The sequence below is a fragment of the Paenibacillus sp. An7 genome (assembly GCF_009870785.1).
Lineage (GTDB): Bacteria > Bacillota > Bacilli > Paenibacillales > Paenibacillaceae > Paenibacillus.
Genome location: NZ_WTWX01000005.1, coordinates 196481 through 220313, shown reverse-complemented (window position 1 = coordinate 220313; position 23833 = coordinate 196481). Strand labels below are relative to the sequence as shown.

General features: G+C 42.9%; 22 protein-coding genes and 1 riboswitch. Of the genes, 16 read left to right on the top strand and 6 right to left on the bottom strand.

The genetic code is table 11. The annotated features are described in order from the left end of the window. Nucleotides 1–2: 2 nt before the first annotated feature. The 3 genes from rpe to spoVM all read left to right on the top strand — a co-directional run bounded on the left by rpe (nt 3) and on the right by spoVM (nt 1173). Nucleotides 3–665 carry a ribulose-phosphate 3-epimerase gene (rpe, locus tag GQY27_RS09430; RefSeq protein ID WP_160033588.1) on the top strand — a complete coding sequence of 221 codons (663 nt, stop codon included), beginning with the start codon at nt 3–5 and terminating at the stop codon, nt 663–665. A gap of 2 nt (nt 666–667) precedes the next feature. Then, nucleotides 668–928 (top strand): hypothetical protein, encoded by a 261-nt coding sequence (locus GQY27_RS09425; protein ID WP_160033586.1) that lies wholly within the window; start codon nt 668–670, stop codon nt 926–928. Nucleotides 929–1095: 167 nt separating this feature from the next. Continuing rightward, nucleotides 1096–1173 (top strand): stage V sporulation protein SpoVM, encoded by a 78-nt coding sequence (gene spoVM / locus GQY27_RS09420; protein WP_091159225.1) that lies wholly within the window; start codon nt 1096–1098, stop codon nt 1171–1173. 136 nt (nt 1174–1309) lie between these two features. Here the strand turns inward: spoVM and rpmB are convergent, their stop codons facing one another. After that, nucleotides 1310–1498, bottom strand: coding sequence for a 50S ribosomal protein L28 (rpmB, locus tag GQY27_RS09415; RefSeq protein WP_047910965.1), 189 nt, complete (start codon nt 1496–1498; stop codon nt 1310–1312). Nucleotides 1499–1828: 330 nt separating this feature from the next. Between rpmB and fakA the strand changes: the two genes are divergently transcribed. The 4 genes from fakA (at nt 1829) to GQY27_RS09395 (ending at nt 6933) form a co-directional block, all read left to right on the top strand. Continuing rightward, a complete protein-coding gene (gene fakA / locus GQY27_RS09410) occupies nt 1829–3610 on the top strand; it encodes a fatty acid kinase ATP-binding subunit FakA (protein WP_160033584.1) in 1782 nt (593 codons plus the stop codon). A gap of 24 nt (nt 3611–3634) precedes the next feature. Next, nucleotides 3635–4495 (top strand): fatty acid kinase binding subunit FakB, encoded by an 861-nt coding sequence (fakB, locus tag GQY27_RS09405; RefSeq protein WP_160033582.1) that lies wholly within the window; start codon nt 3635–3637, stop codon nt 4493–4495. A gap of 15 nt (nt 4496–4510) precedes the next feature. Continuing rightward, nucleotides 4511–6556, top strand: a complete 2046-nt coding sequence (gene recG, locus GQY27_RS09400; RefSeq protein WP_160033580.1) for an ATP-dependent DNA helicase RecG — start codon at nt 4511–4513, stop codon at nt 6554–6556. An 89-nt stretch (nt 6557–6645) separates the two neighbouring features. After that, a complete protein-coding gene (locus GQY27_RS09395; RefSeq protein ID WP_160033578.1) occupies nt 6646–6933 on the top strand; it encodes a stage VI sporulation protein F in 288 nt (95 codons plus the stop codon). A 163-nt stretch (nt 6934–7096) separates the two neighbouring features. Here GQY27_RS09395 and GQY27_RS09390 read toward each other — a convergent pair whose 3' ends face one another. From GQY27_RS09390 to GQY27_RS09380, 3 genes are all read right to left on the bottom strand, one after another. After that, the gene (locus GQY27_RS09390) at nt 7097–7771 is read right to left on the bottom strand and encodes an SOS response-associated peptidase (RefSeq protein ID WP_160033576.1); all 675 of its coding nucleotides are present in this window, start codon (nt 7769–7771) and stop codon (nt 7097–7099) included. Between the two features lie 75 nt (nt 7772–7846). Beyond that, complete coding sequence (locus GQY27_RS09385; protein WP_160033574.1) at nt 7847–8182, bottom strand: YolD-like family protein; 336 nt, start codon at nt 8180–8182, stop codon at nt 7847–7849. After that, nucleotides 8179–9420: a DNA polymerase IV gene (locus tag GQY27_RS09380; RefSeq protein WP_160033572.1), complete on the bottom strand. Its 1242-nt coding sequence runs from the start codon at nt 9418–9420 to the stop codon at nt 8179–8181. The genes GQY27_RS09385 and GQY27_RS09380 overlap by 4 nt, the downstream gene beginning before the upstream one ends. An 803-nt stretch (nt 9421–10223) precedes the next feature. Between GQY27_RS09380 and GQY27_RS09375 the strand changes: the two genes are divergently transcribed. From GQY27_RS09375 to GQY27_RS09335, 9 genes are all read left to right on the top strand, one after another. Continuing rightward, complete coding sequence (locus tag GQY27_RS09375) at nt 10224–12446, top strand: hypothetical protein (RefSeq protein WP_160033570.1); 2223 nt, start codon at nt 10224–10226, stop codon at nt 12444–12446. Between the two features lie 16 nt (nt 12447–12462). Next, nucleotides 12463–13662 carry a HEAT repeat domain-containing protein gene (locus GQY27_RS09370; RefSeq protein ID WP_160033568.1) on the top strand — a complete coding sequence of 400 codons (1200 nt, stop codon included), beginning with the start codon at nt 12463–12465 and terminating at the stop codon, nt 13660–13662. Between the two features lie 22 nt (nt 13663–13684). Then, a complete protein-coding gene (locus GQY27_RS09365; protein WP_201450712.1) occupies nt 13685–15079 on the top strand; it encodes a glycosyltransferase family 2 protein in 1395 nt (464 codons plus the stop codon). Between the two features lie 40 nt (nt 15080–15119). Next, on the top strand, nt 15120–15926 hold the full coding sequence (locus GQY27_RS09360) for a response regulator (protein ID WP_160033566.1): 807 nt from the start codon (nt 15120–15122) through the stop codon (nt 15924–15926). Nucleotides 15927–16109: 183 nt separating this feature from the next. Next, a complete protein-coding gene (locus GQY27_RS09355; RefSeq protein WP_442950897.1) occupies nt 16110–17450 on the top strand; it encodes a nucleotide sugar dehydrogenase in 1341 nt (446 codons plus the stop codon). After that, a complete protein-coding gene (locus GQY27_RS09350; protein WP_236570541.1) occupies nt 17443–18414 on the top strand; it encodes a sugar phosphate isomerase/epimerase in 972 nt (323 codons plus the stop codon). The genes GQY27_RS09355 and GQY27_RS09350 overlap by 8 nt, the downstream gene beginning before the upstream one ends. Before the next feature lie 170 nt (nt 18415–18584). Then, entirely contained in the window at nt 18585–19802 is a 1218-nt protein-coding gene (gene niaP / locus GQY27_RS09345) for a niacin permease NiaP (RefSeq protein ID WP_160033562.1), read from the top strand. Nucleotides 19803–19942: 140 nt separating this feature from the next. After that, nucleotides 19943–20581 carry a cell wall hydrolase gene (locus GQY27_RS09340; protein WP_160033560.1) on the top strand — a complete coding sequence of 213 codons (639 nt, stop codon included), beginning with the start codon at nt 19943–19945 and terminating at the stop codon, nt 20579–20581. 169 nt (nt 20582–20750) lie between these two features. After that, a complete protein-coding gene (locus GQY27_RS09335; RefSeq protein ID WP_160033558.1) occupies nt 20751–21422 on the top strand; it encodes a cell wall hydrolase in 672 nt (223 codons plus the stop codon). A 382-nt stretch (nt 21423–21804) separates the two neighbouring features. Here GQY27_RS09335 and GQY27_RS09330 read toward each other — a convergent pair whose 3' ends face one another. Both GQY27_RS09330 and modB read right to left on the bottom strand, forming a co-directional pair. Further along, nucleotides 21805–22662, bottom strand: a complete 858-nt coding sequence (locus GQY27_RS09330) for a C40 family peptidase (protein ID WP_160033556.1) — start codon at nt 22660–22662, stop codon at nt 21805–21807. Nucleotides 22663–22666: 4 nt separating this feature from the next. Next, a riboswitch (cyclic di-AMP (ydaO/yuaA leader) is annotated at nt 22667–22800 on the bottom strand. Nucleotides 22801–23159: 359 nt separating this feature from the next. Continuing rightward, nucleotides 23160–23825: a molybdate ABC transporter permease subunit gene (gene modB, locus GQY27_RS09325; RefSeq protein ID WP_236570540.1), complete on the bottom strand. Its 666-nt coding sequence runs from the start codon at nt 23823–23825 to the stop codon at nt 23160–23162. Between the last annotated feature and the right edge of the window lie 8 nt (nt 23826–23833).

Genomic DNA, 23833 nt, shown 5'->3' with positions numbered 1-23833 from the left:
CTATGACAATTAAAATCGCACCATCTATCCTATCCTCAGATTTTGCACGCCTTGGCGCTGAAGTAGCAGAAGCAGAAGCTTCTGGTGCGGACTGGATCCATGTTGATGTTATGGACGGACATTTTGTTCCTAATATTACGCTTGGACCCCCGATTGTAAAAGCGATTAAACCACATACAAGTCTCCTGCTGGATGTACATTTAATGATTGAAAATCCAGAGCTTTATATTGCTGATTTTGTAAAAGCAGGAGCAGGTATGATTACGGTGCATGCGGAGGCTTGTGTTCATCTGCACCGGGTAATTCATATGATTAAGGAACATGGCATCATGGCAGGCGTAGCGCTCAATCCTGGCACTCCTGCAGCTCATGTGGGGGAAGTTCTGGATGACGTAGATATGGTGCTGGTTATGACTGTGAATCCTGGTTTTGGAGGACAAGCATTTATCCCAGGCACATTACGTAAAATCCGCGAAATTCGCAGCTCATTACGTGAGAGAGGACGTGCTGACGTTCATATTGAAGTAGATGGAGGAATTACGAAGGAGACAGCTCCGCTTGTAGTGGAGGCAGGAGCCGACGTACTCGTTGCTGGCAGTGCAGTATTTGGAAGAGAAGATCGTGCAGAAGCGATTACAGAGATACGTCAAAGTCTCGGAGGATAAAAATGACCTTTAAAGAAGCAATGTGGACTTCGCTTATTAGTCTTGTTACAGGAACCTTATTAGGTTCCTTTGCATTACTCCCTTCTCCTATTAATGCAGTCGTATCGCTTCTTGGTGTTATTCTTGTGATTTGGTTTTTCCGTAAGTTTGAGCGAAAAGGGATTCGCATTACTTTTGTTATCTTTACCGCAGTATATTACTTATTATTTATCTTATTATGGTCGGCATATACCTTTATAAAAATGAATCCGCCGCAGGTTTAAGCAAAGCTAGTGGCATAGCAAGACAGTGTTCTGCATAAATATGGTTACATGAGCGCGATTCTCATGTAGCCTTTTTTCGTATAATCCTGGTTTTGATTTTAAGGCGAATAGGAAGGGCTTCTTGCACGATAAAAGGTGACACATGAGGATGATGGGGAGGGTTAAGTATGAAATTCTACACGTTTAAGCTTCCAAAGTTTCTAGGAGGTTTTGTAAAAGCGATCCTTAACACGTTCCAGAAATAAAATCGGCTTGAAGTGTGTTCATTTTACGCTGAGAAGAGCTGGCATAGGAAGGGTCGCCGAAATCCAGACATGAAAAAAGCACCTAGTCAGAAGGCAAGGTGCTTTTTGTCTTTGTATTCTATAGACGTTGCTAAGATTATACGCGAGTTACTTTACCGGCTTTCAGAGCACGGGTGCTAACATAAACGCGTTTTGGCTTACCGTCCACCAGAATGCGAACTTTTTGAACGTTTACGCCCCAGGAACGGCGGTTACGGTTGTTAGCGTGAGAAACATGGTTACCGCTACCCGGTTTTTTACCTGTCACATAACATTTGCGAGACATAGATTACACCTCCTATTCTGAAAGTAACCGTTATCCGCAAGGTCAATGGTTGTACTTCAGACCAATTTTGGCCATACTTAATCCAATACACCTGCATAAAACAATACTTAAATATAATATCATATAAGAAAAAGCTTAGTCAACATAAACAAAAACTTTATTTATTTCTCCTCATGATTATAGTACAATGAGGTATAGTCCATAATACTGCGGAAAGACCGCTGTCGCTTGAGTCACTGCTCAGCGGAACAACGGATGTTAGAGTTTTTCTCGGAGGCACGAGCCTTTTTGAACAAGCTCCCGCATCAAGCTAGGAAGGGGAATTCTCACTTGAGTAAACGTTCTTTAAATGGAACAGATTTCTACGCGATGGTTTTAGCCGGAGCGGATCAATTGCATAAGCATGCTGAACATGTCAATTCCCTCAATGTATTTCCTGTTCCAGACGGAGATACGGGTACAAATATGAATTTGACAATGAGTGCCGGTGTGGCCGAACTTAAAAGAAACAGCTCTAGTTCCATTGGAAGCTGTGCAGGGATTTTATCGAAAGGCCTGCTAATGGGCGCGCGGGGGAACTCGGGTGTGATTTTGTCGCAGTTATTCCGAGGCTTTAGTCGTTACGCTGCCCCATATGAGGAGCTGAATACAATTCAATTTGCTGCTGCCCTCCAGAGCGGTGTGGATACCGCATATAAGGCTGTAGTAAAACCAGTTGAAGGTACAATCCTCACAGTTGCCAAGGAAGCGGCAAAGCATGCGACTTATTATGCTCGTCGAACCACTGACATTACTGAACTTATGAGCGAAGTACTAAAGAAAGCAAATGAAACTCTTGCCTTAACACCGGAAATGCTTCCTGTACTTAAACAGGTAGGCGTTGTTGATTCCGGCGGTAAAGGACTTGTATATATTTATGAAGGATTTATGGAGCACTTACTAGGCGGAACTGCCGATACAGATTCTAAAGTTCAACCTGCTAAGGAAATAACTCCGCCGGCTCCTGTTGCAAAAGCAGTGCCAACTGCACCACCGATTCATCGAGAACTTCCTGACACAGCGCAAGCTAGACTGGAGACTGAGGATATTGAGTTCCTTTATGATATGGAATTTTTCATTAACCGTCAGTTAGGTGATGCGCAGGGAACGCCATTTGATGAGGAATATTTTAGGGAAGCGTTGTCAGTAAATGGAGATTCCATCATTATTATTTCAGATGATGAAATCATTAAAGTACATGTTCACTCCAAAACACCAGGTGATGTACTTAACTTAGCGCTTCAATACGGAGAAATAACACAAATTCATATCCTGAACATGCGTGAACAGCATCGTGACTTGCTGACAGCGGGTATGGATGCTGCTGCAGAGCCAGAACTCTTTGCAGATATTCCGCAAGAACAAGAGCGTACTCCAGAACTGTCCATACCGCCGGCAGATGAACTTGCTCCATTTGGCTTTATTGCTGTTTCTTCTGGTCAAGGGATCGAAGAGGTATTCAAAAGTCTTGGAGTAGATATTGTTCTGTCGGGTGGACAAACCATGAATCCGAGTACAGAAGATTTTGTGAAAGCCATTCATTCCATCGACGCAGAACATGTATTTATTCTGCCGAATAACTCTAACATTGTTCTTGCTGCTAAACAGGCAAGAGATTTGTTAGAAGGAGAGCGTCTTGTTACCGTCATTCCAAGTAAGACGATTCCACAAGGGATTTCTGCTGCTTTTGCTTTCCAGGAAGATGAAAGTGCAGAGTCCAATGAAGAGAATATGCTGGAAGCCATTGCTCGTGTTCGTTCTGGTCAAGTCACCTATGCGGTAAGAGACACGGTATTCGATGATCTTGAGATTAAAGCAGGACACTTTATTGGTATTTATGATTCCAAAATTGTGGCTACGGAGGAAGGTCTCGTTCCTACTTGTGAGCAGCTGCTGAGCAAGATGATTGAGAGCGGTGATGAAGTAATTACAATACTGTCAGGTGAAGAAGCCGATGAGGCAGATACAGAGCGTCTAGCATCATGGCTTGCTGCTGAATATCCAAATGCAGAGATTGAAGTACACGAAGGCGGTCAGCCAATCTATGCCTATCTCTTCTCGGTTGAAGCTTGATCATAAATAAGGGGGTCCTTTTTCATGAGCCAAGTTTTCATTGTTACGGATAGTACTGCGGATATTCCTGATGAACTTGTTGCGAAGTATCAGATTCATGTGGTTCCGCTTCGAGTCGTATTTGATCAGGAGACATATCTCGATGGGATTGAACTCAGTCCTGCTACGTTTTATGAGAAACTTGGGAAAGCTAAGGTACTGCCTACCACTTCTCAGCCTTCACCAGTCGAGTTTATGAATGTGTACAGCCAAATTCTGAATGATCATCCAGGCAGCCAGATTGTTTCGATTCACTTATCTTCAGGTATGAGCGGAACATATCAATCTGCACTGCTTGGTAAATCGATGCTTGAAGATGAGCAGACAGCAGAGATTACGGTTATTGATTCTAAATCTGCCAGCTATGGGTATGGACTGCTCGTTGTACATGCTGCACAGCTGGCACAGGCGGGAAAGGATGCAGAGGAGATCGAAGCCGCTGTACTGAAGCTCCATGAGCAGCGTAAACTGTATTTCTTAGTGGATACCTTAGAATATTTGCAAAAAGGCGGACGAATCGGTAAAGCTTCTGCTGTGCTTGGAACCTTGCTTAATATTAAGCCTGTTTTATCGATAGACAATGAGGGAATTATCTACGCTGTCGAGAAGATTAGAGGCCAGAAAAAAGCAATGGAACGCATCATTCAAATGTTTGAACAAGACTTTGCGGGAAAACGAATTAATATTGCTGTCGGTCATACAGCCAATCCTGCCTCGGCTGAAACTTTTATCTCACTGATCCAAACCCGGTTTGAACTCGGTGAAGTGGTTTATCCGAACATTGGTGCTGTTATTGGCAGCCACGTAGGTTTTGGAACGATTGCTATTTTTGTATGGCCGGCATAAAATGAGGGATGCTTTATGTTGTTAGAAGAAACATCGGTGAAGCAAGTTAGCGGCGTGAGTGCTCTTAAAGAAGAAGAGCTTCACGCCTTTGGCATTTATACAGTGAAAGATTTGCTTGAGTATTATCCTTTCCGTTATGAGGATTACCGTCTTCGTTCTTTAACAGAGGTGAAAGATGGGGATCGAGTAACGGTTCAGGCAAAAATCATGGGTGTACCTGTACTACAGCGGTATGGTCGCAAGTCGAGACTCACTTGCCGGATGATGGCAGAAGATTTTATGTTCTCAGCGACATGGTTTAATCGTCATTTTCTGAAAGATCAGCTAACGCCAAATCGAGAAATCACGCTGACGGGAAAATGGGATCAGAAACGAATGCAGCTTACCGTCTCGGAGTCCGAATTTCCAGACAAAGGAGCAGTGCGTACCGGGTCTGTTCAGCCTGTCTATTCTATAGGCGGGAAGATAACACAGAATTGGCTGCGGAAAATCATTAACCAAACACTTCAGCAATATGGCGACCTTGTACCTGAACTGCTTCCTGCTGAACTGCTTAGTAAATATAATCTCATGCCTCGTAAACGGGCGATCGCACTGATTCATCAGCCTGGTGATCCAGAGGCCGGTCAAGAAGCACGTAGACGTATGGTATACGAGGAACTCTTTTTATTTCAACTGAAGATGCAAGCATTTCGTGCTATCAATCGAGGAAAAAGCGATGGAGTCGTACATACTGTTTCCAATAGCACCGTTCGAGAATTTGTTCGCAGTTTACCTTTTGAGCTTACGGATGCTCAGAAACGAGTAGAACTGGAGATACTACATGATATGCGCTCTCCGTACTGCATGAACAGGCTGCTTCAAGGAGATGTTGGCTCAGGTAAAACGGTCATTGCTGCCATCGCTTTGTTCGCTGCGGTACGTTCTGGATTTCAGGGGGCATTAATGGTGCCGACTGAAATATTGGCAGAACAGCATATGCGCTCACTTGAAAAGCTGTTTACCCCTTTTGATATCCAGGTAGCTCTGCTCACAGGAAGCACACCAGGCCGTAAACGAAAAGAGATTTTAGCGGGACTGCAAATGGGTCTTATCGACGTGGTTGTAGGTACGCATGCTCTTATTCAAGATGATGTGTTTTTCCGAGATATTGGCCTTGTTGTTACGGATGAACAGCATAGGTTTGGGGTCAATCAGCGCAGTGTGCTGCGCCGTAAAGGGTACAATCCAGATGTTCTCACGATGACAGCTACCCCAATCCCAAGAACACTTGCCATCACGGCTTTTGGTGATATTGATGTATCTACTATCTCTGAACGTCCTAAAGGGAGAATCCCAATCTCTACTTACTGGGTGAAGCACGATATGATGGATCGGGTCATCGGTTTTATTACTCGAGAACTGAGTCAAGGTCGTCAAGCGTACCTGATCTGCCCTCTCATTGAGGAATCGGAGAAGCTCGACGTTCAGAACGCGATTGATCTGCATGTAGCGATGCAGCAAGCTCTTCCTCAGTATCAGGTAGGTCTTCTGCACGGGCGCATGACGCCGTCAGAGAAAGAAGAGTCGATGCGGCTTTTCTATGAAAATAAGACTCAGATGCTCGTATCCACTACCGTAGTTGAGGTGGGAGTCGATGTACCTAATGCGACGCTGATGATTATTATGGATGCAGAGCGATTCGGACTCTCCCAGCTTCATCAGCTGCGCGGGCGTGTAGGAAGGGGCTCCCATGCATCGTATTGCATACTTATTGCAGATCCTAAGTCAGAGATAGGCCAAGAGCGAATGAAGGTAATGACAGAAACGGAAGATGGATTCGAGGTATCACGGCGGGATCTGGATTTGCGAGGACCTGGAGATTTCTTTGGAACGAAGCAAAGCGGTATGCCTGACTTTAAAATTGCGGATATGGTCAGCGACTTTGAAGTGCTTGAGGTAGCTCGTGATGATGCTGCGTCACTCGTATCAAGTGAGTCATTCTGGACTTCGCCTAGCTACGAGGCGTTACGAGGTTTCTTGCAGAAGGAACAAATTTTCCAAGGCGATATCATGGATTAAATCATGTTTTATAAAATAGAGGTCAAGTGGACGGGCACCACTCGCATATAGTAATGAGGGACTACAATATGCGGGAGGTGTAACGTTCTTTGAGCTATCAAAAATATGGCATTAGTCCGCAGCTGGTGGAGCGAATCAAGACAAAAATGAAAAATCCGGCAGCGAAGGAACGAGTCAAATTGCTGGTTGATGGAGTTACAAAATCGGATCTTCAGAATAGTGCCAAAGTAAGACGACTGGTAAAATCGTCTGCTGCTATATTGAATGAGAAATTTTCGCCGGCGGATGAGGAACGGTTTGTCAAATTTGTGGTTGACCAAAAGATAGATCCGAACAATACTTTGCATCTCATTAAACTATGGGGCATGTTTCGCTGAATGGGGTGCAGGCTGGTCTTTGTTTAGATTCTTGCCGATCTAGAATGATGCCCCTGCTTTTGTGCGATTAAACTGAAAAAAGAGGGTGCTGATGTTATATCCAGCACCCTTTCTTTTTGTATTGGAAACTGTTAAAACTTAAAGTTACTCCAGGATACTTCCGCTATACCGGTGAGATCAGCTCGATACTGTCATTCGCTACCTTGCCTACAGCAGCAGATACCGGATAAGCCAGCATCTGATTCGCAGGATAGGGGCTAAGAAGCCAGGATATCTCCTCTGGGCGCTGAATGGAGCGATTCAGCCACCGATCTTCCTGTCCCGAAGGGATGACAACAGGCATACGATCATGAATGGAAGACATAAGAGAATTCGGCTTAGTGGTAACAATGGTACAGCTGCTGACTTTTTGCCCTTCCGGGCTTATCCATACATCGTATAATCCAGCGAAACTAAAAATACCCTTGTCTTCCATGGTGATTCGAAAGGGTACTTTTTTGCCATTCTCCTGCTTTTGCCATTCATAGAAACCATCGGCTGGTATAAGGCAGCGTTTACGGAGAAAGGACTCGCGAAAGGCAGGTTTCTCGAGAAGAGTCTCGCTTCGGGCATTGATTAATTTACTGCCGATGCTGATATCTTTTGCCCAGTTAGGGATCAGTCCCCAGCGGAGTGTACCCGCTTTTCGTCTAGTACCATCATGGATAACCGCAATAACCTGCTGAGTTGGAGCAATATTATAGCGGGGACGGTAATCAATATACTCTGGAATATCATCAAGCATATAACGAAGCATTAATTCTTCCATCGTAACACCTAGGGTGAATCTTCCGCACAAAGTTAGCCCACCTTCCTTTTTTGTATCAGTATAACGCCTGACTCTTTATCAAATCTCCCATCATCATTCAGCAGGTTAGTTAGCATGAACATCAATAATATGTCTCATTCGAACATCATGGAATCCGGTCAGGTCCTGTATACGAATCGATCTTCCTGCCTGATCAAATTTGACAACGGTTCCGGTAAGATGGACATCTTCCCACTCATCGAACAGGACAATCGTCACAGGTTCTTTTAACATCAGTGACTCGGCAAGCAGACGTGACATTTCTTCGAACGCTTGAGGATCAAGGATCGGCCGGGACCTTGGAGCTAATTTTTGCTGATGTTGTACATAAGCTTCGCGATGTTCGGGAAGCATCATGCGGGAGGATTCAAATAATCCGTTTTGTTGTAATTTTTTACTCATCGATAGTGACCTCCAATTTTGCGGGAACGATCATGTATTTGACCTGCATGCTCAAGAGAGGAAGCACGAATAATAGCAGTGTCTCCAAACTTGCGTTTGATCGCGTCGGTTACTTTATCAAGTTCCCGTTGTTGCTCCCGGTTATCAAACCAGGTTAATTGATATTCCGTATCAGGGACTAGTTCTGTAAGAGATACACCCACTCTTCTTACGGGCTGACCATCCCAGTAGCGCTGGAATAACTCACAGGCTGCTTTATAGACTTCTGCGGTAATTTGCGTAGGTTCCTTTATTTTCATTTGTCTGGAAAAACCGGTAGGTTTGTCAAAGTCGATTCCGCGGCAGCCTACAGATACAACCTGGCCCATAAGTCCTTTCTCCCTGGCCCTTCTTGCAACAAGTTCAGCCAGTTCTAATAAAACAACACGAATCTCTGACCATGTAGTGTAGTCTCTCGGAAGTGTCATTTGATGACCAATTCCTTTTTGCTGCTGCATAAAAGTGCCGGGTCTTACAGGCGAATCATCTATTCCGTTTGCAATACGCCATAAGACTTCCCCATTGACACCCCATCGGTCACGCAGGCGAGGGAGAGGAGTGCGAGCTAAATCCCCAATCGTATGAATACCCATCTTATAAAAATGATGAGCCATTCTCGAGCCGACCATAAACATATCTCGAATGGGCATAGACCAGAGTTTCTCGGCTATATCTTCCTTCGGAAGAATATAGATCCCGGTCTTATTTTTCTTAGCAAACAAATCACAGGCCATTTTGCTCACAACCTTGGTATCACTAATTCCAATCCGCACTCGTACTCCGGTTTCGAGCCAAACTTGCTGCTGGATCTGGCGGGCAATTGCTTCTGGTGAACCGAATAGCCTTAGACTCCCTGTTACATCAAGAAATTGTTCATCAATGCTGTAGGGCTCTACAAGATCCGTATAGGATTGGAAAATGCTTGTAATATGGAGAGAAACCCGGATATATTCTGCCATTCGAGGTTTTACTACAACGACATCAGGGCATTTGGCAATGGCATCTGACAAACGCTCGGCTGTGGTAATTCCGTAGGTCTTGGCCAGCGGACAGGCTGCAAGAATAATTCCGGACCTGCGAGCCGGATCACCTGCAACGACAAGGGGGCGACTCGTATACTCCGGATGGGCTGACTTCTCCACACTGGCATAAAAAGACTGACAGTCGGCCAGCATAATCACACGTTTTTTCCGCTCCATAAGACCATACACCTCTTCATTCGTTCCGTATTAGAACACATGTTCTTATTTTATAAGAATAACGGAGAAATATACATCCAGCAACCGGAATTTTTTTGAAAAGAAATGAGAATTTCTGAAATGCTCAGAAAGGCTTAGAAATTAGGAAAAAGGACTCGGTTTTTAACATAAAGAGCGAGTGATCTGAGACCAGGGAGTCAAAAATCAGGGGATTATAAGCAGAATGTTAAGGAAAATTAAATAAATATGTCCTGGATACAGGACCATCCGATTTTTTTGTAAAGTTTGATATTTGAAGAATGCTGGTATATCAAGGGTTTTCTAGTTTTTGATATCGGACTATAGTATCAATTTTGTAATAACTATGGTTAAAATTGTAAACAAATAGCAACTTTGGATGATTACATGCGTTACATTATATAGGCAGAAGGGAAGGAAAACAGGGCTGTAACTACTGATGATTAAGGATTTCCCTTGATAACTTAGGGAAAAGTTCAGGTATTGCTTTGATGTAGACAGAACCGTAAAAAGAAAGTTGGATTTTTAGGATGATCGGCCCCTAAACCCAGGATCAAGTTTTGAAACTGGGCAATATTATCCAATCTATCTTTGCTTCCATTTGCCTAGTTACAAAAGGGAAAGCTTGGCGATATAGTTAATAGAGAAGTTACAGACATTCGCCAAACGACAGAATCCGATTCTGCATTGCAGGCAATCTGTAAATTAAAGGGAGGCATTGCAAAACTCGTTTTTGCCTTACGATGACTAAGAATGATTTTAGAAGTGGAGCGAACCAGGTAACCATGAGCAGACGACAGAGAAAACGATTTGCTGTAGGCATCTTAATTGGCATTCTTATTTTTGGCGGTGGAGGATGGGCAGCATACTCATACTTGAAACCAGCACAAAATACTTTTACAGCAGAAGACGGAACGATACTGAAATTCAAAACAGAAGGCAATCAGTTCTTACAATACAGCCAGGAAGGAAAGTGGCAAGAACTGTTTGTGAAGGGGGTTAACCTGGGTTCAACGAAACCGGGTCATTACCCAGGTGAATTTCCGCTAGTAAAAGAAGATTATCTTAGATGGTTTCAACAGATTGAAGATCTGGGCGCTAATGTAATCCGTATCTATACGGTTCATCAGCCTGTGTTTTATTCAGCGCTCGCAGAGTATAACAAAGGCAAGGAACACCCACTGTACTTCATGCAAGGAATCTGGTCACCAGAAGAACAACTGATTGAGCAAAGGGACGCTTTTGCCGAAGGAATTGAAGAAAAATTTAAAGCAGAAATAAAAAAGGCAGTATCGGCAGTGTATGGAGATGCGGATATCCCGCATGTGAATGGAGAATCGAGCGGTAAGTACAGAGCGAATGTGGGCCAGTATCTGCTAGCATGGCATTTGGGTACCGAGTGGGACCCAGAGATGGTAGAGGATACAAATAATAAGTATTCGGATCATCCTCGTTATGAGGGAGAACACTTTTCAGGTACAAAAGAGGCGAGCCCCTTCGAGAACTGGCTTGCTGAGCTGCTGGATGAAGTAGCAAAGGAAGAACAGAAATATGGATGGGAACACCCTTTAACTTTTACCAACTGGGTTACAACCGATGTGCTTGAACATCCAGGCGAGCCTTTATTTGAAGAAGATTTGGTAAGTGTAGATGCGAGACATATTGAACCTGTGAATTGGCAAGGCGGTTATTTTGCGGCCTATCACGTCTATCCTTATTATCCAGACTTCTTCCGTACAGATAAAACGCTGCAGACGATAAAAGATGAACAAGGGGAATACAACACGTACAAAGCGTACTTACGTAAGCTTAAATCCGAGTTTACCGATCTGCCTATAATGATTACAGAATACGGAGTTCCGTCTTCTCTCGGAATATCACATTATGGTCCCGGAGGAAAAGATCAAGGCGGTCATAATGAGCAGGAGCAAGGCGAGATTAATCAGTCGCTAACCAAGGACATTTTTGACGAAGGATATGCCGGAGCTGTTCTCTTCATGTGGCAGGATGAGTGGTTTAAAAAGACGTGGAATACGATGGCATTCGAAATTCCTGCAGATCGTAAAGCTTACTGGCTGAACGTACTCACAAATGAGAAGATGTTCGGCATTCTCGCCATGGAAGCAGGCAAACAAAACCAGCTGTTAATCGATGGGAAACTGGATGAGTGGTCCAAGCTTCCGGCTGAACAAATTCAGCTTTGGCAGGGAAATACAGAAGGTATCGAGAGTATTCAATTAACTCATGATGAAGCTTACTTATACATGGGGATCACACTTGATGAACCTTTCGATCCATCTAAGACGAAGCTAAATATCGGTACAGATACACTTCCTGGAGGCAATCAGCCGCTTGAATCTCTTCCAGGAAAAACACTGAAAGGCGGAGATCTGGAAACGCTGATTACAATAGGTAGCGACAAGGAATCGGAAGTAGCGATCGCAAAAAGCTATGACTTTAATCAACGATTATACGGACCGGAAGGCTATTGGATGCTGGAAGAACAAACAAAGGATACACCGTCGTTCGTTCCTTGGAAGCTGGCCATCAGTCTGTTGATGAATCCGCCAGATACCAAATATGCCCACCCTTATATGGATGAAGTTGTAGGCCTATTAAACCGGGGCACGACCAATCCCGATGCTGCTGATTACGATTCACTAACCCTTTGGCAGTATGAAGGAAAAGAAATAGAGGTTCGCATTCCATGGATGCTACTTGGTTTTGGAGATCCTAGTTCACTACAGGTCATTGATTACAGTCCGTTAACAGAAAACAAGGAATTTCAGACGGTAACAACGGAAGGAATTCGGCTGATCCCTTGGCTGACTGATCTGAGCAGCGGCAACATATCTTGGCCTGGCGGTACAGAGGATACATTTGATATACAAGACATTCAGGCCTATACATGGGATCCATGGGAAACTGTGAATTATAGTGAACGTTTTAAAAAGAGCTACGATCTTATGAAAGAAACGTACTCAGAATTACAAACAGAGCAAAAATAAAGGAGGATACTTATCCATGTTTTCTAATTTGGCCCTGGCGTACACTTTCCTTTATTCGTGCGCAGGACTCATTGTCGTGGGGATTGGTTTGCTCATAACGATGAAAACGACACACAATTCAAAAGAACGCAAGAAAGAAGAGTATACAAGGAAACACAAGGATTACTTCGTTTATGTTCAGGCAAACCTGACGGGGAATGAGAAAATTCAGCTTCCACCAGGAAAACTGACAAAAATAGAAGAGGAAGTAATTATGGATCGGTTAATCGCCATCCATGATCAGATTAAAGGAGAGCATGCTGCAAAACTACGCGACATAGCTAGGGAAACAGGTTATATTGCGAAGCAAATGAAACAGCTTGACAGCATCTCGACCAGCAGAACCATAGAAGCTGCTTACAGGCTCGGCGGAATACGGGCTGCCGAAGCGACAACAGCTTTGCTGCAAGTCCTAAAAGAAGAGAAAAAGGTAGCACATGCTGTCATATACGCCAGAGCGGCAGCGAAATGTGCAGAACGGCCTGCTGAGCTGAAAGAGATGCTCAGATATCTCCTTAATAAAGGTAAACCAGTTTATGAACTCGCTGCTGATATTCTGATGGAAACGAGTCTTACACCGAGTAATCTGCTGCAAGAACTGCTCGAATCAGATCACTATAATGATGTAAAAGTAGGACTCGTTGCTTCCTATGCTTATGCTTCTCCAGAAGTGATGCCGGCTGTTATCCGGTTGTTCCGTTCGAAGGATGAAACGATCCGTACAGATGCGATTAAACTTTATTTAAGCAGAGGTCCCGTACTCAAGGATCAAACGATGAAAGAGTTAATGCGAGATTCAAATCCTGAGGTTAGAACAGCAATGGCAAACGCTCTTGGTTCCATCCACACGGAGGACAGTATCCAGCTGTTACAAAAAGGACTGAGCGATGCAGAACTGCTTGTGCGTAATCAAAGTGCAGAAAGTCTTGCGGGACTTGGTGTGCGCGGTTTTGAAGTGCTTTGTGAAACAGCGGCTACGGCAAGCGGTACGGCTAGAGAAGCAGCTCTTGCCTATACAGAGCGTGCGATGGCTACGGCTGACGGCCAAGAAGAAGTTGAAAAAATGATGACATTGAACAAGAAAAGACTAATCTATCAACATTATTTCGGAACTTCACCGAAAGAAAAACAAACTCGCCGTATGTCAGAGGTTATTGGAGGGGATTTCACTGCTTAGAGATATATTGCTTGGTTATGGAATGGTTATCATTTATTACGTTATTTTCGTTACTGTCTTATATTTTGGAATTTTATGTTTTTCGTATAGAGATATCTTTACAATTCGCCGCCGAGCAGAGTATTCCAGTTTTAAAAGCTTAGCGGGGTCGGATGTCGTGCCTCCAATCTCGCTTTTGGTACCTGCGTTTAACGAGGAATTGACGATTATAGAAAACGTAAAATGTCTGATGACACTTAACTACCCGACATATGAGGTCATTGTCGTCAACGATGGTTCTACAGACAAGACGATACCTGTACTCATTAAAGAATTTGGACTTAAACCCGTTCAAAATCCGACTTTCCGCGGAACGATCAGATGTGAGCAGATTCGCGGCGTATATCATAACCCGGATTATCCTTTTCTCTATCTCATTGACAAGAATAATGGCGGTAAAGCGGATTCGCTGAATGCTGGAATTAACTTCTCGCATTATCCTCTGATCTCATCGATTGATGCAGATTCATTACTTGAGAAGGATGCGCTGATTCGTATGGCCCGTATGTATCTGGAGAATCCAGAAGAGACCGTTGCGATCGGCGGAGATGTTCGTATTGCAAATGGATGCAAGATTGAAAATGGTGCTGTAAAAGATGTGTCACTTCCGCGTAAAATGTGGCCGATGTTTCAATCTATTGAATATTTAAAAGCGTTCCTTGGCGGCCGGATTGGCTGGAGTTCAATAAATGGGCTGATTATCGTCTCCGGTGCTTTTGGAGTATTTAAGAAAGAGGCTGTTATTGCAGTAGGTGGGTATCGTGATGGATATCCCGGAGAAGACATGAACATCATTATCAAGCTTCATCGCTATATGCTGGACAACAAGAAAAAGTATCGTATTGCATTCTGTCCAGAGGCAGTCTGCTGGACTCAAGCTCCAGATACGTACCAGATTATTTCGAATCAACGTAAACGCTGGGGTCGGGGAAACCTGAAAAATATGCTGGAGAACGGAAATATGATGTTCAGACCCAAGTATAAAACAATGGGAATGCTCACGATGCCGTATAACATCTTTTTCGAGGCACTGAATCCTTATTTCCGGATTACTGGACTTCTAGCTTTAGTAGGTTACGTTATGCTGGACATGACGGCATGGCCTGTACTTCTCATTTTCGGTCTTCTTAATTTCTTAAGCGGTTATCTGCTGAGTGTAGGAGCCTTGATACTCGAAGAGATTGCATTCCGCCGTTATCCAAAGCCATCTGATCTTGTGAAAATGTTAGCTTTTTCTGCTCTAAAGTTTGTTGGTTATCATCAGCTTGGCGTTCTTTGGAGAGTACAAGGGCATATTCAGTTTATGCGAAAGAATAACTCCTGGGGAACGATGACAAGACAGAGCTGGGAAGAACCAAAAGCCGAAGAGGCTGCTTAAGTAAGGTGAAAGTGAATGTTGAAAGGTGGAGATGAGTCTAATGGAAAATACAGTAACTCTTGAGCGCCAGGTGAAGGACAGTGTATATGACCTTCTGGATGAGCAGCTAAAAGGAATGGCTAATGAAAACAGCGGCGTTGTGTTTGTCCACTGCATGGATAGAGACCAGCAGCCGGATGCGGAGTTGCAGGATATTCTCACGAGGACCTGCGAAACGGAATACCAGGTCTGGAAAGATACGCAGTCAAATACGATTGCGGTCTTCCTTCCTTTTATGTCACTTAATCGTACACACTATCAGGCCCTGTTAATCAAACAGAGTCTGATGCAAGTGTTACCCGGTGTAGATCCGCGTCTGACGATTGCGAGTTTCCCTGAGATGGGGAAAGCAAGCAAACACATGCTGAAAAGTATGGCTGAATCGGCAAGACTCAGTACGGATGCAGATATCAAATTATATACACCAAATGAAACAGCGGTACGGCCAGGTAAGATTCTTATTGTAGATCAAGAAAAATCAACAAGAGAATTTCTTCAAATCCGCCTTGCTTTGCAAGGATATGACATTTATGAAGCAGTGGATGGACTGAGTGCCCTCGATATGGCTGTAAAAGTGGAACCGGATCTTATTCTGACCGAACTTAATTTGTACGGAATGAGTGGAGTTCCTTTTATCCATCAGATTCAAAACCTGAATCTAAAACAGCAGCCTAAAGTAATTGTTTTGACAGACCAGCGAGTAGAGCAGACCATCACTCAGTGTTTTGAAAAAGGGGTAGAAGATTATGTAACCAAACCTTTTTCACCTGTGGAACTCGATGCCCGTATTCGTCGCTGTTTTCAATAAGAAATCATAGAACTTACAGTAATCGTAGCTTGTAAAATAGTAGATTTCAAACTGATAAGGTAGTCCTGATTTAACACATAAAAGTATGTGAGCTGTGTATCATCGCAACCAAATGATGCAACCTGCTTACCTAAAATTCCATTTGGAGGGTGAAGTACTGTGAAAGAGCAATTCCATAATTTAATGAACGCAATTGAAAACAAGAAAGCCGTGTTGGGTGTAGTAGGACTAGGATATGTTGGACTGCCGCTCGCAGTAGAAATGGTAAAGCAAGGATTTACGGTAATTGGTATTGATTTAGACCCATCCAAAGTGGAAAGTATTTATCAAGGCGAGTCCTACATTCATGATATTTCTTCGGAAGAACTGAAAACAGTAATGCAAAGCGGTCGTTTTCAGCCAACAACAGATTACAGCATGCTGCGTGTGATTGATGCACTAAGTATCTGTGTGCCAACACCGCTCAGTGAAAACCAAGATCCAGATACATCATACATTGAAACCGTGGTAGACCAAATCAAACTTCATATGAAGGAAGGTATGCTCATCACGCTGGAGAGCACAACTTATCCTGGTACAACGGAAGAATTGATTGAGCATAAACTTGAAGCGATTGGTAAAAAAGTAGGAGAAGATTATTTCCTCTGCTTCTCTCCTGAACGCGTGGATCCGTCAAACGGTAGATATACGACTTTTAATACACCAAAAGTAATTGGTGGTACTACAAAAGAGTGCTTAAAACTTGGAGCAGCACTGTACAGCCAGTATGTAGAAACCGTAGTTCCTGTATCCAATCCAAAAATTGCAGAAATGTCCAAGCTGCTTGAAAATACATTCCGCAGTATCAATATTGCGTTTGTGAATGAAATGGCGATGATGTGTGACCGCATGGGAATTGATATTTGGGAGGTCATTGACGCAGCTGCTACAAAACCATTTGGCTTTATGCCATTCTATCCGGGCCCAGGTATCGGTGGACACTGCATTCCGCTTGATCCAATGTACTTATCTTGGAAAGCCAAAGGTTTTAGATTCTACAGCCAATTTATTGAACTTGCTCAATCCACTAATGAGAATATGCCGTACTACGTAATGAACAAAACAGCAACCATTCTGAATGAATATGCGAAATCCATTCGTAAATCGAACATTTTGCTTCTCGGTATGGCGTACAAACCAAACATTGCAGACCTTCGTGAATCTCCTGCTCTTGAAGTTTACGAGCTCTTCAAAGAAGCGGGTGCGAATGTAGAATACTTTGATCCGTATGCAGATACTTTCCGCGATAAACATGGAGAAACAGTTCATAGTGTGGAGTATAACCCAGCTGATTTTAAAGAATATGACTGCATCGTATTAATTACAAACCATAAGAATCTAGAGTATGATGAAATCGCATCGCTGGGCGTACCTATACTTGACACTCGTAATGCATTCAAAGAATACCCATTACCGCACATTTATAAAATAGGTCATTCTGTACAGCATCCGGCAGCGTCGCAGGAAGAAGTGGTATTTGCTTAAAAAAGATACGGTGAGCGCCGCGCAGAAGCCGCCGAATAAAGGAGGATATGCATGGAATTCATGGCCGGCATGGGTAAAAGGGAGCTGCTTTATAATCTTTTTTCTTTTACTTATCCTGTATTTCATGCTGAAATCACCTGAGGTGAATGAAAATAAAGCGACATGGCTATGGGATGCTTCGATCATTGAAGAGCGTACAGATGAAATTGTGAGGTTCTTAGCAGAACAAAAGGTAAATACTGTTTTTCTGCAAACGAAAGAGAGTGTGTCCCCTGAAGCATATCGACATTTCAATGCGGAAGCACAAGCTCACGACATTTCAGTCCATGCACTCAATGGTCATGCAGACTGGGCTTATACAGAAAAACGAGATGAAGGCACCGCCTGGGTGGAATGGGTAAAGAGATTTAACCAGGAAGCAGCACCAGAGGAGCAATTTGCCGGTGCACAGTTCGATGTCGAACCGTATCAATTGCGGCGCTGGGAACAAGAGGAGCAAGCCGTCATTGCAGAATGGAGCGCAAATATAGAGGAGTGGATTCAGGCAGGTTCTGAAGGGAATCTCTATATGAGCGCAGCAGTTCCTTTTTGGCTTGATAAGCGAGAAAGTCCAGATAGTAAGGGGACACTTAGTCGGTGGATGATTAATCAATTTGATGCGATTGCCATCATGGCTTATCGAGACAGCGGTCAGCAAATGTACGATCTCTCCAAGGAAGAACTTGCGGAAGCAGATGAGCTAAACAAGAAGGTATGGATCGGTGCCGAGCTTGGTCATACCGAGGAAGGCGAACATCTAACTTTTTACCGGAAAGCAGTTACGAATATGGAATCAGAAATGGAAACAGCGGCTGAACTTGGCACAAAACATCAGTCCTTTGCAGGACTGGCGGTACATCATTATGAAGTGTGGTATAAGAAAATGAAGGATGATGTATCTCTTGTTCGTAAAGAAAATAAATAGGAAAACCTAAATCTTGTTGCGGAAATAAGAGATAGTAGAAAAAAGAGAAGAGTCTGCTTACTTAAATAAGCAGACTCTTCTCTTTTTTTGTTGACAGGCTGTCTTAAATCATTATAAATAAGATGATAGGTTTTACTTCAAATATTACATAAGGGAGCAAAAGTATTAAGATGAGTAAACTCGAAGTATTACAGAATCCGAAACAACGTAAGCTGCTCTTTAGCGCTGGGCTGAGTTGGATGTTTGATGCCATGGAAGTAGGTATGATGTCCTTTATCGTAGCCGCTTTGGCGAAGGAATGGCTCCTCAGTCCAGGTGAAGTAGGGCTTATCTCAAGTTCCACTTCTATCGGGATGGTCGTTGGAGCTGCCCTCGCAGGGACACTAGCTGATAAGTATGGGAGAAAGGCTGTTTTAATGTGGACGCTGCTTATTTTCTCGGTAGCAAGCGGTTTTTCAGCTTTAGCTACAGGGTATGTGTTCCTTTGCCTCATTCGCTTTGTTGCCGGGGTTGGTCTTGGAGGAGAGCTTCCGGTTGCCTCTACGCTGGTATCAGAATCGGTATCCGCTAAGGAAAGAGGACGAGCCGTTGTTCTGCTTGAAAGTTTTTGGGCTGCAGGCTGGATTATTTCGGCTCTCATTTCTTTTTTCATTATCCCCGAGTATGGATGGCGTGTAGCTTTTCTAATCGGTGCACTACCGGCATTTTACGCACTGTACTTGCGCAAAGCTATTCAGGATCCACCTGAATTCAAGAAGAAAAAGGAACTGAAAAAAGTTACTTTTGGAGAGAAATTTAAATCGGTTTGGTCTGCAGAACATCGAAAGACCACGCTGATGTTATGGATCTTATGGTTTACGGTTGTATTTTCTTACTATGGCATGTTTTTATGGCTGCCCAGTGTCATGACGTCCAAAGGATATGAACTCGTTAAAAGTTTTCAATATGTACTTATTATGACGCTCGCACAGTTGCCTGGTTATTTTACTGCGGCTTACTTTATTGAGAAATTCGGGAGAAAATTTGTACTCGTTGTATATTTAATAATGACAGGATTTAGTGCGCTTTGGTTTGGAAATGCCAGCTCCGAATTATCCTTAATTATTGCAGGAATGTCACTTTCTTTCTTTAATCTGGGCGCATGGGGAGGCATGTACGCATACACACCGGAACTATATCCGCTAAGAGTGCGTTCTACTGGCGTGGGGTTATCTGCGTCTATTGGCCGAATCGGAGGTGTGATTGCACCGCTTCTCGTAGGTCTTTTGGTCCAAAAAGGGGTTTCTTTTAGCACAATATTCACCTTATTCTTTGTTACGGTATTAATTGGTGCAGCAGCGGTACTCGTGTTAGGGAAGGAAACAAAAGGCACCGAACTTGTAGATTAGGTCTATTGACAGATGTAACAAAATTGTAACTTATGTTATAGTACACGTTAGGTGTTACTTTTAGCGCCGCCAAATTCAGTGATGAGATTCTATTACGCAAGGCATCTGATCACGAATGAAACGGAGGATGTGTAAGACTAATGAAAAAAATACCCACACTTATCTTAACATGTGCCTGTGCTCTTTCCGTACTGGGTGCATCAACAACAGCTAGTGCTGCGACACTACAGAAGGGTAGTAGAAGTTCCGAAGTAGTTGAGGTCCAAGAAAGATTGACTAAAATAAATTATTTCTGGGCTGGCATCAGTGGTTACTATGGTGACAAAACAGTTGACGCTGTTAAAAAATTTCAGAGGGTGAACAACTTAGCTATAGATGGAAAGGTTGGTCCCCAAACAGAAGCCAAACTGAAAGCCAAAGCGCCGATTAATAACAAAGTGTTAAAACATCTGGCAGGTATTATTCAAGATGAAGCTGGCGGAGAATCATTTACTGGACAAGTTGCAGTAGGTGCGGTCATTCTTAATCGTGTTCAGCACTCGGCGTTTCCGAATGCTATTACGAACGTGATTTTTCAAAAAGGGCAATTTGCACCTGCGGCGGATGGCAAACTAAGTGAGCCGACAGCGGGTGCCTATGAGGCAGCTCGCAGAGCATTGACAGGATATGATCCTTCTAAAGGTGCTCTATACTTCTATAATCCGAAGTACACTTCCTCTTCTTGGATGAGTTCTAGGCCTGTTACACAAAGACTTGGTAATCATGTTTTCACAAAATAAATCTTTTACAAAATAAATATTGAATTTGTAAGAATGATGGTACTTAAATAACACTTTGCCGGGAGAAAGCAGGAAAATTCCCTTTCTCCCGGCTTTTTTTTTCAGGATCAGCAAAGCCAGATCCCACAATTACACTTACATCATGAATCTGGAGGTTGTCATAGGATATATGAACAAATTAGATAACAACAAAAAATGGAAAACACTCGCAGCGGGTTTACTTTTAAGCGGATCGATCGCAATAGGTACAGTAGGAGCCGCTTCCCCGGCCAGTGCATTGCTTCTTCAAAAAGGAACTCAGCACGCTGAAGTGGTAGATCTGCAAGAGAGACTCAGAACGCTAGGCTACTTATCTGCTGGAGTAACCGGATACTATGGATCACAAACAGAGAAGGCCGTTCAAACCTTCCAGAAGCGGAGTGGTCTTGCTGTTGACGGAAAGGCAGGTAAGCGAACGATAGCTGCTTTGAAGGCTAAGGCGCCTGCCTCAGGAGCTACACTGAATGCTTTGGCTAAAGCTGTAAATGGGGAAGCGAGGGGAGAATCATTAAAAGGACAGGTGGCAGTAGCTGCTGTCATCCTCAACCGGGTGCAGTCTAATCAGTTCCCGAGTTCCATAAAAGATGTTATCCTTCATCCTAGACAGTTTACTGCGGTGGATGACGGTCAGTATAACCTTACTCCGAATTCATCTGCCTATATAGCAGCAAAGCGTGCGCTGAATGGTGAAGATCCAACAGGGGGAGCACTCTATTATTACAACCCGAAGATTGCCACATCCGCTTGGAGTAAAGCACGTCCTATCATAAAAACAATAGGGAATCATGTATTCACAAAATAGGGATTCAGTTTAAAAAAAATGAATTCTTCTAAAGAGTGTCACTGATAAAAACCTTTAATAAAGACCTCTCATAAAGAAAAGGTACGGCTCCTCAAAAATAGTTGAGGGACCCTACCTTTTTTTTGTCTGTATATAGTGCATTATCATGAGAGGTAGTGATCCAGATGATTAGATAACAACAAACTCTGGTTCTGAGCCCTTAGGCGGCACTGTAGGACATTACTACACTCGCAGGAACAATATACTCCACACCATCAAATCAATGAGCTGGAAGTGAAATTGCGGTACAACTCGAAGTCACCGTAAGAAACTTCTAAGACAAAAAAGACATTCATCTCCAACACGCGGAGTGAATGTCTTCTTATCATTCTAATCTCTAATATTAAAGTACACTTTTTGCTCCTACATATTTAGGACCCCAGTAAGTGTTACTCAGGCTGTCGATTTTAATACCACTGGAAGTAGTGGCAGAAATGAAACTATTGTTTCCAACGTAGATGCCGACATGAGAGACAGAACCTGTTGTATTAAAGAAAACAAGATCGCCTTGCTTCAGATTACTCTTGGATACAGAAGTTCCTGTGTTATACATGGAAGCTGCTGTACGCGGAAGGGAGACATTGTATTTCTCAAAAATGTACTTCACAAAACCTGAGCAGTCAAATCCGCTTGGAGTAGAACCTCCATATACATAAGGTGTACCTATATATTTTGTAGCTTCTTGAACAATGCTCGTTCCTTTTACATGATCATTCCCTACAAGAATCGGGCTATATGTTTTACCTGTAGTACTTACCATAACAAGAGAATAGCTCTTTTCCCAAACAACGGCACTTCCCATGGCTTCGGATACAAAACGAAGGGGAACATATGTACGGCTATCGCGAATAAATACTTGAGTATCAAGACTTACACTTTTTCCATTGACTGTTGCTGTTGTGGAACCTGTTTTGATTTTAATTGTAGTTCCATTTTTTTTGATAGTAACCGTTGTAGTAGAACCTGATTTAGAGGAACTTACGGTATAATTCATTTCTTCTGCAAGTTTACGTAATGGAACTTGCGTTCTAGCGTTATTATCTAAAAAAGGAGAAGCATCTTCGAAATTAACAAGACGATCATTAAGCTGTACATTTACACTATTTGAACTTGAAGAAGATGCATCCACTTGCGAATTTCCAAATACTAAGCCTGCTCCAAGCAGAGTAGTTAACAACAAACATTTACCAAATTTCTTCATTATTATTTATTCCTCCATTAGCCTCCGAGGTTAGTTGACGGGTTTGAGTAGAAGGTACTCTAGGATCTTCATCATCCATTCACCCCAAGTATGTAAATCGTCCCCCGTACCAATTAGTAGATTCGGCTTTATTAATATTAATCAACTGTAACTAATATATAATAAAAAAAGCATGAAACGTTACAATTTTGTAACCAATGATTCATCTTTTGTACACTAAAACTTGGCAAAATTTTTAGTTATATACTTATACAGATAGGTTAAGTTCCTTTAAAGGGGGTAGTTTATCACTATTTGAAAGAACTGAAACACCATTTTTGGTTACAATATTGTAACCAAAATTATTAATTTTCTTATTTTTGTTACAAAATATTTATCTATTATTTCATATAATACCCTTTATTTTCTAGTTCGTTGGTAAGAATATGCCAAAAAAACAACCCGCATTTTTATAATTAACGGGTTGTTGGGTTGATCATTACAAAGATGTTATCATTTTATGTCGTTTTAGTACGGCCTGTTATTAGTAAAAGGAGGAAGGAAATGACAATAATAGAGACGGTCCACAACCAAGCCATGGTTGTATTCCCACTGTCTACAGCGATATATATAGCAGTGGGTACAGTCTGTGTTTTTCCTGGAATATTGCCTGCAATCATGAGTGTAGCCCCAAATTCCCCCAGTGACCTAGCGAATCCAAGTATATAGGCGGTCATAAGAGAAGGCCATACAAGAGGAAGTGTAATATAGCGAAAGACTTGCCATTCATTTGCACCGATGGAACGGCCGGCTGCTTCAAGCTCCCTATCAACGGACGAAAATCCAACTTTCATCGTTTGATAGACAAGAGGAAAAGAAACAACAATCGAAGCAATAACAGCTGCCCACCATGTGAATAGAAGGGGAGCATCAAATATACGCTCTATTATTGTACCCACGAAGCTGTTTCTGCCAAAAAGAACAAGTAACAAAAATCCAACCACCGTAGGAGGCAGTACAATGGGCAGCATGAATGCAGTTTCAAGAAAAAGTTTCCCTCGAAATGTTTTTCTAGACATCCATTTTGCGAGTAAGCTTCCTGCAACGATCGTTACCATGCTTGAGAGCAATGCGATCATTAGTGACAATCGGACGGGTGCCCAGAATAAATTCCAATCAATCATAGGCATTC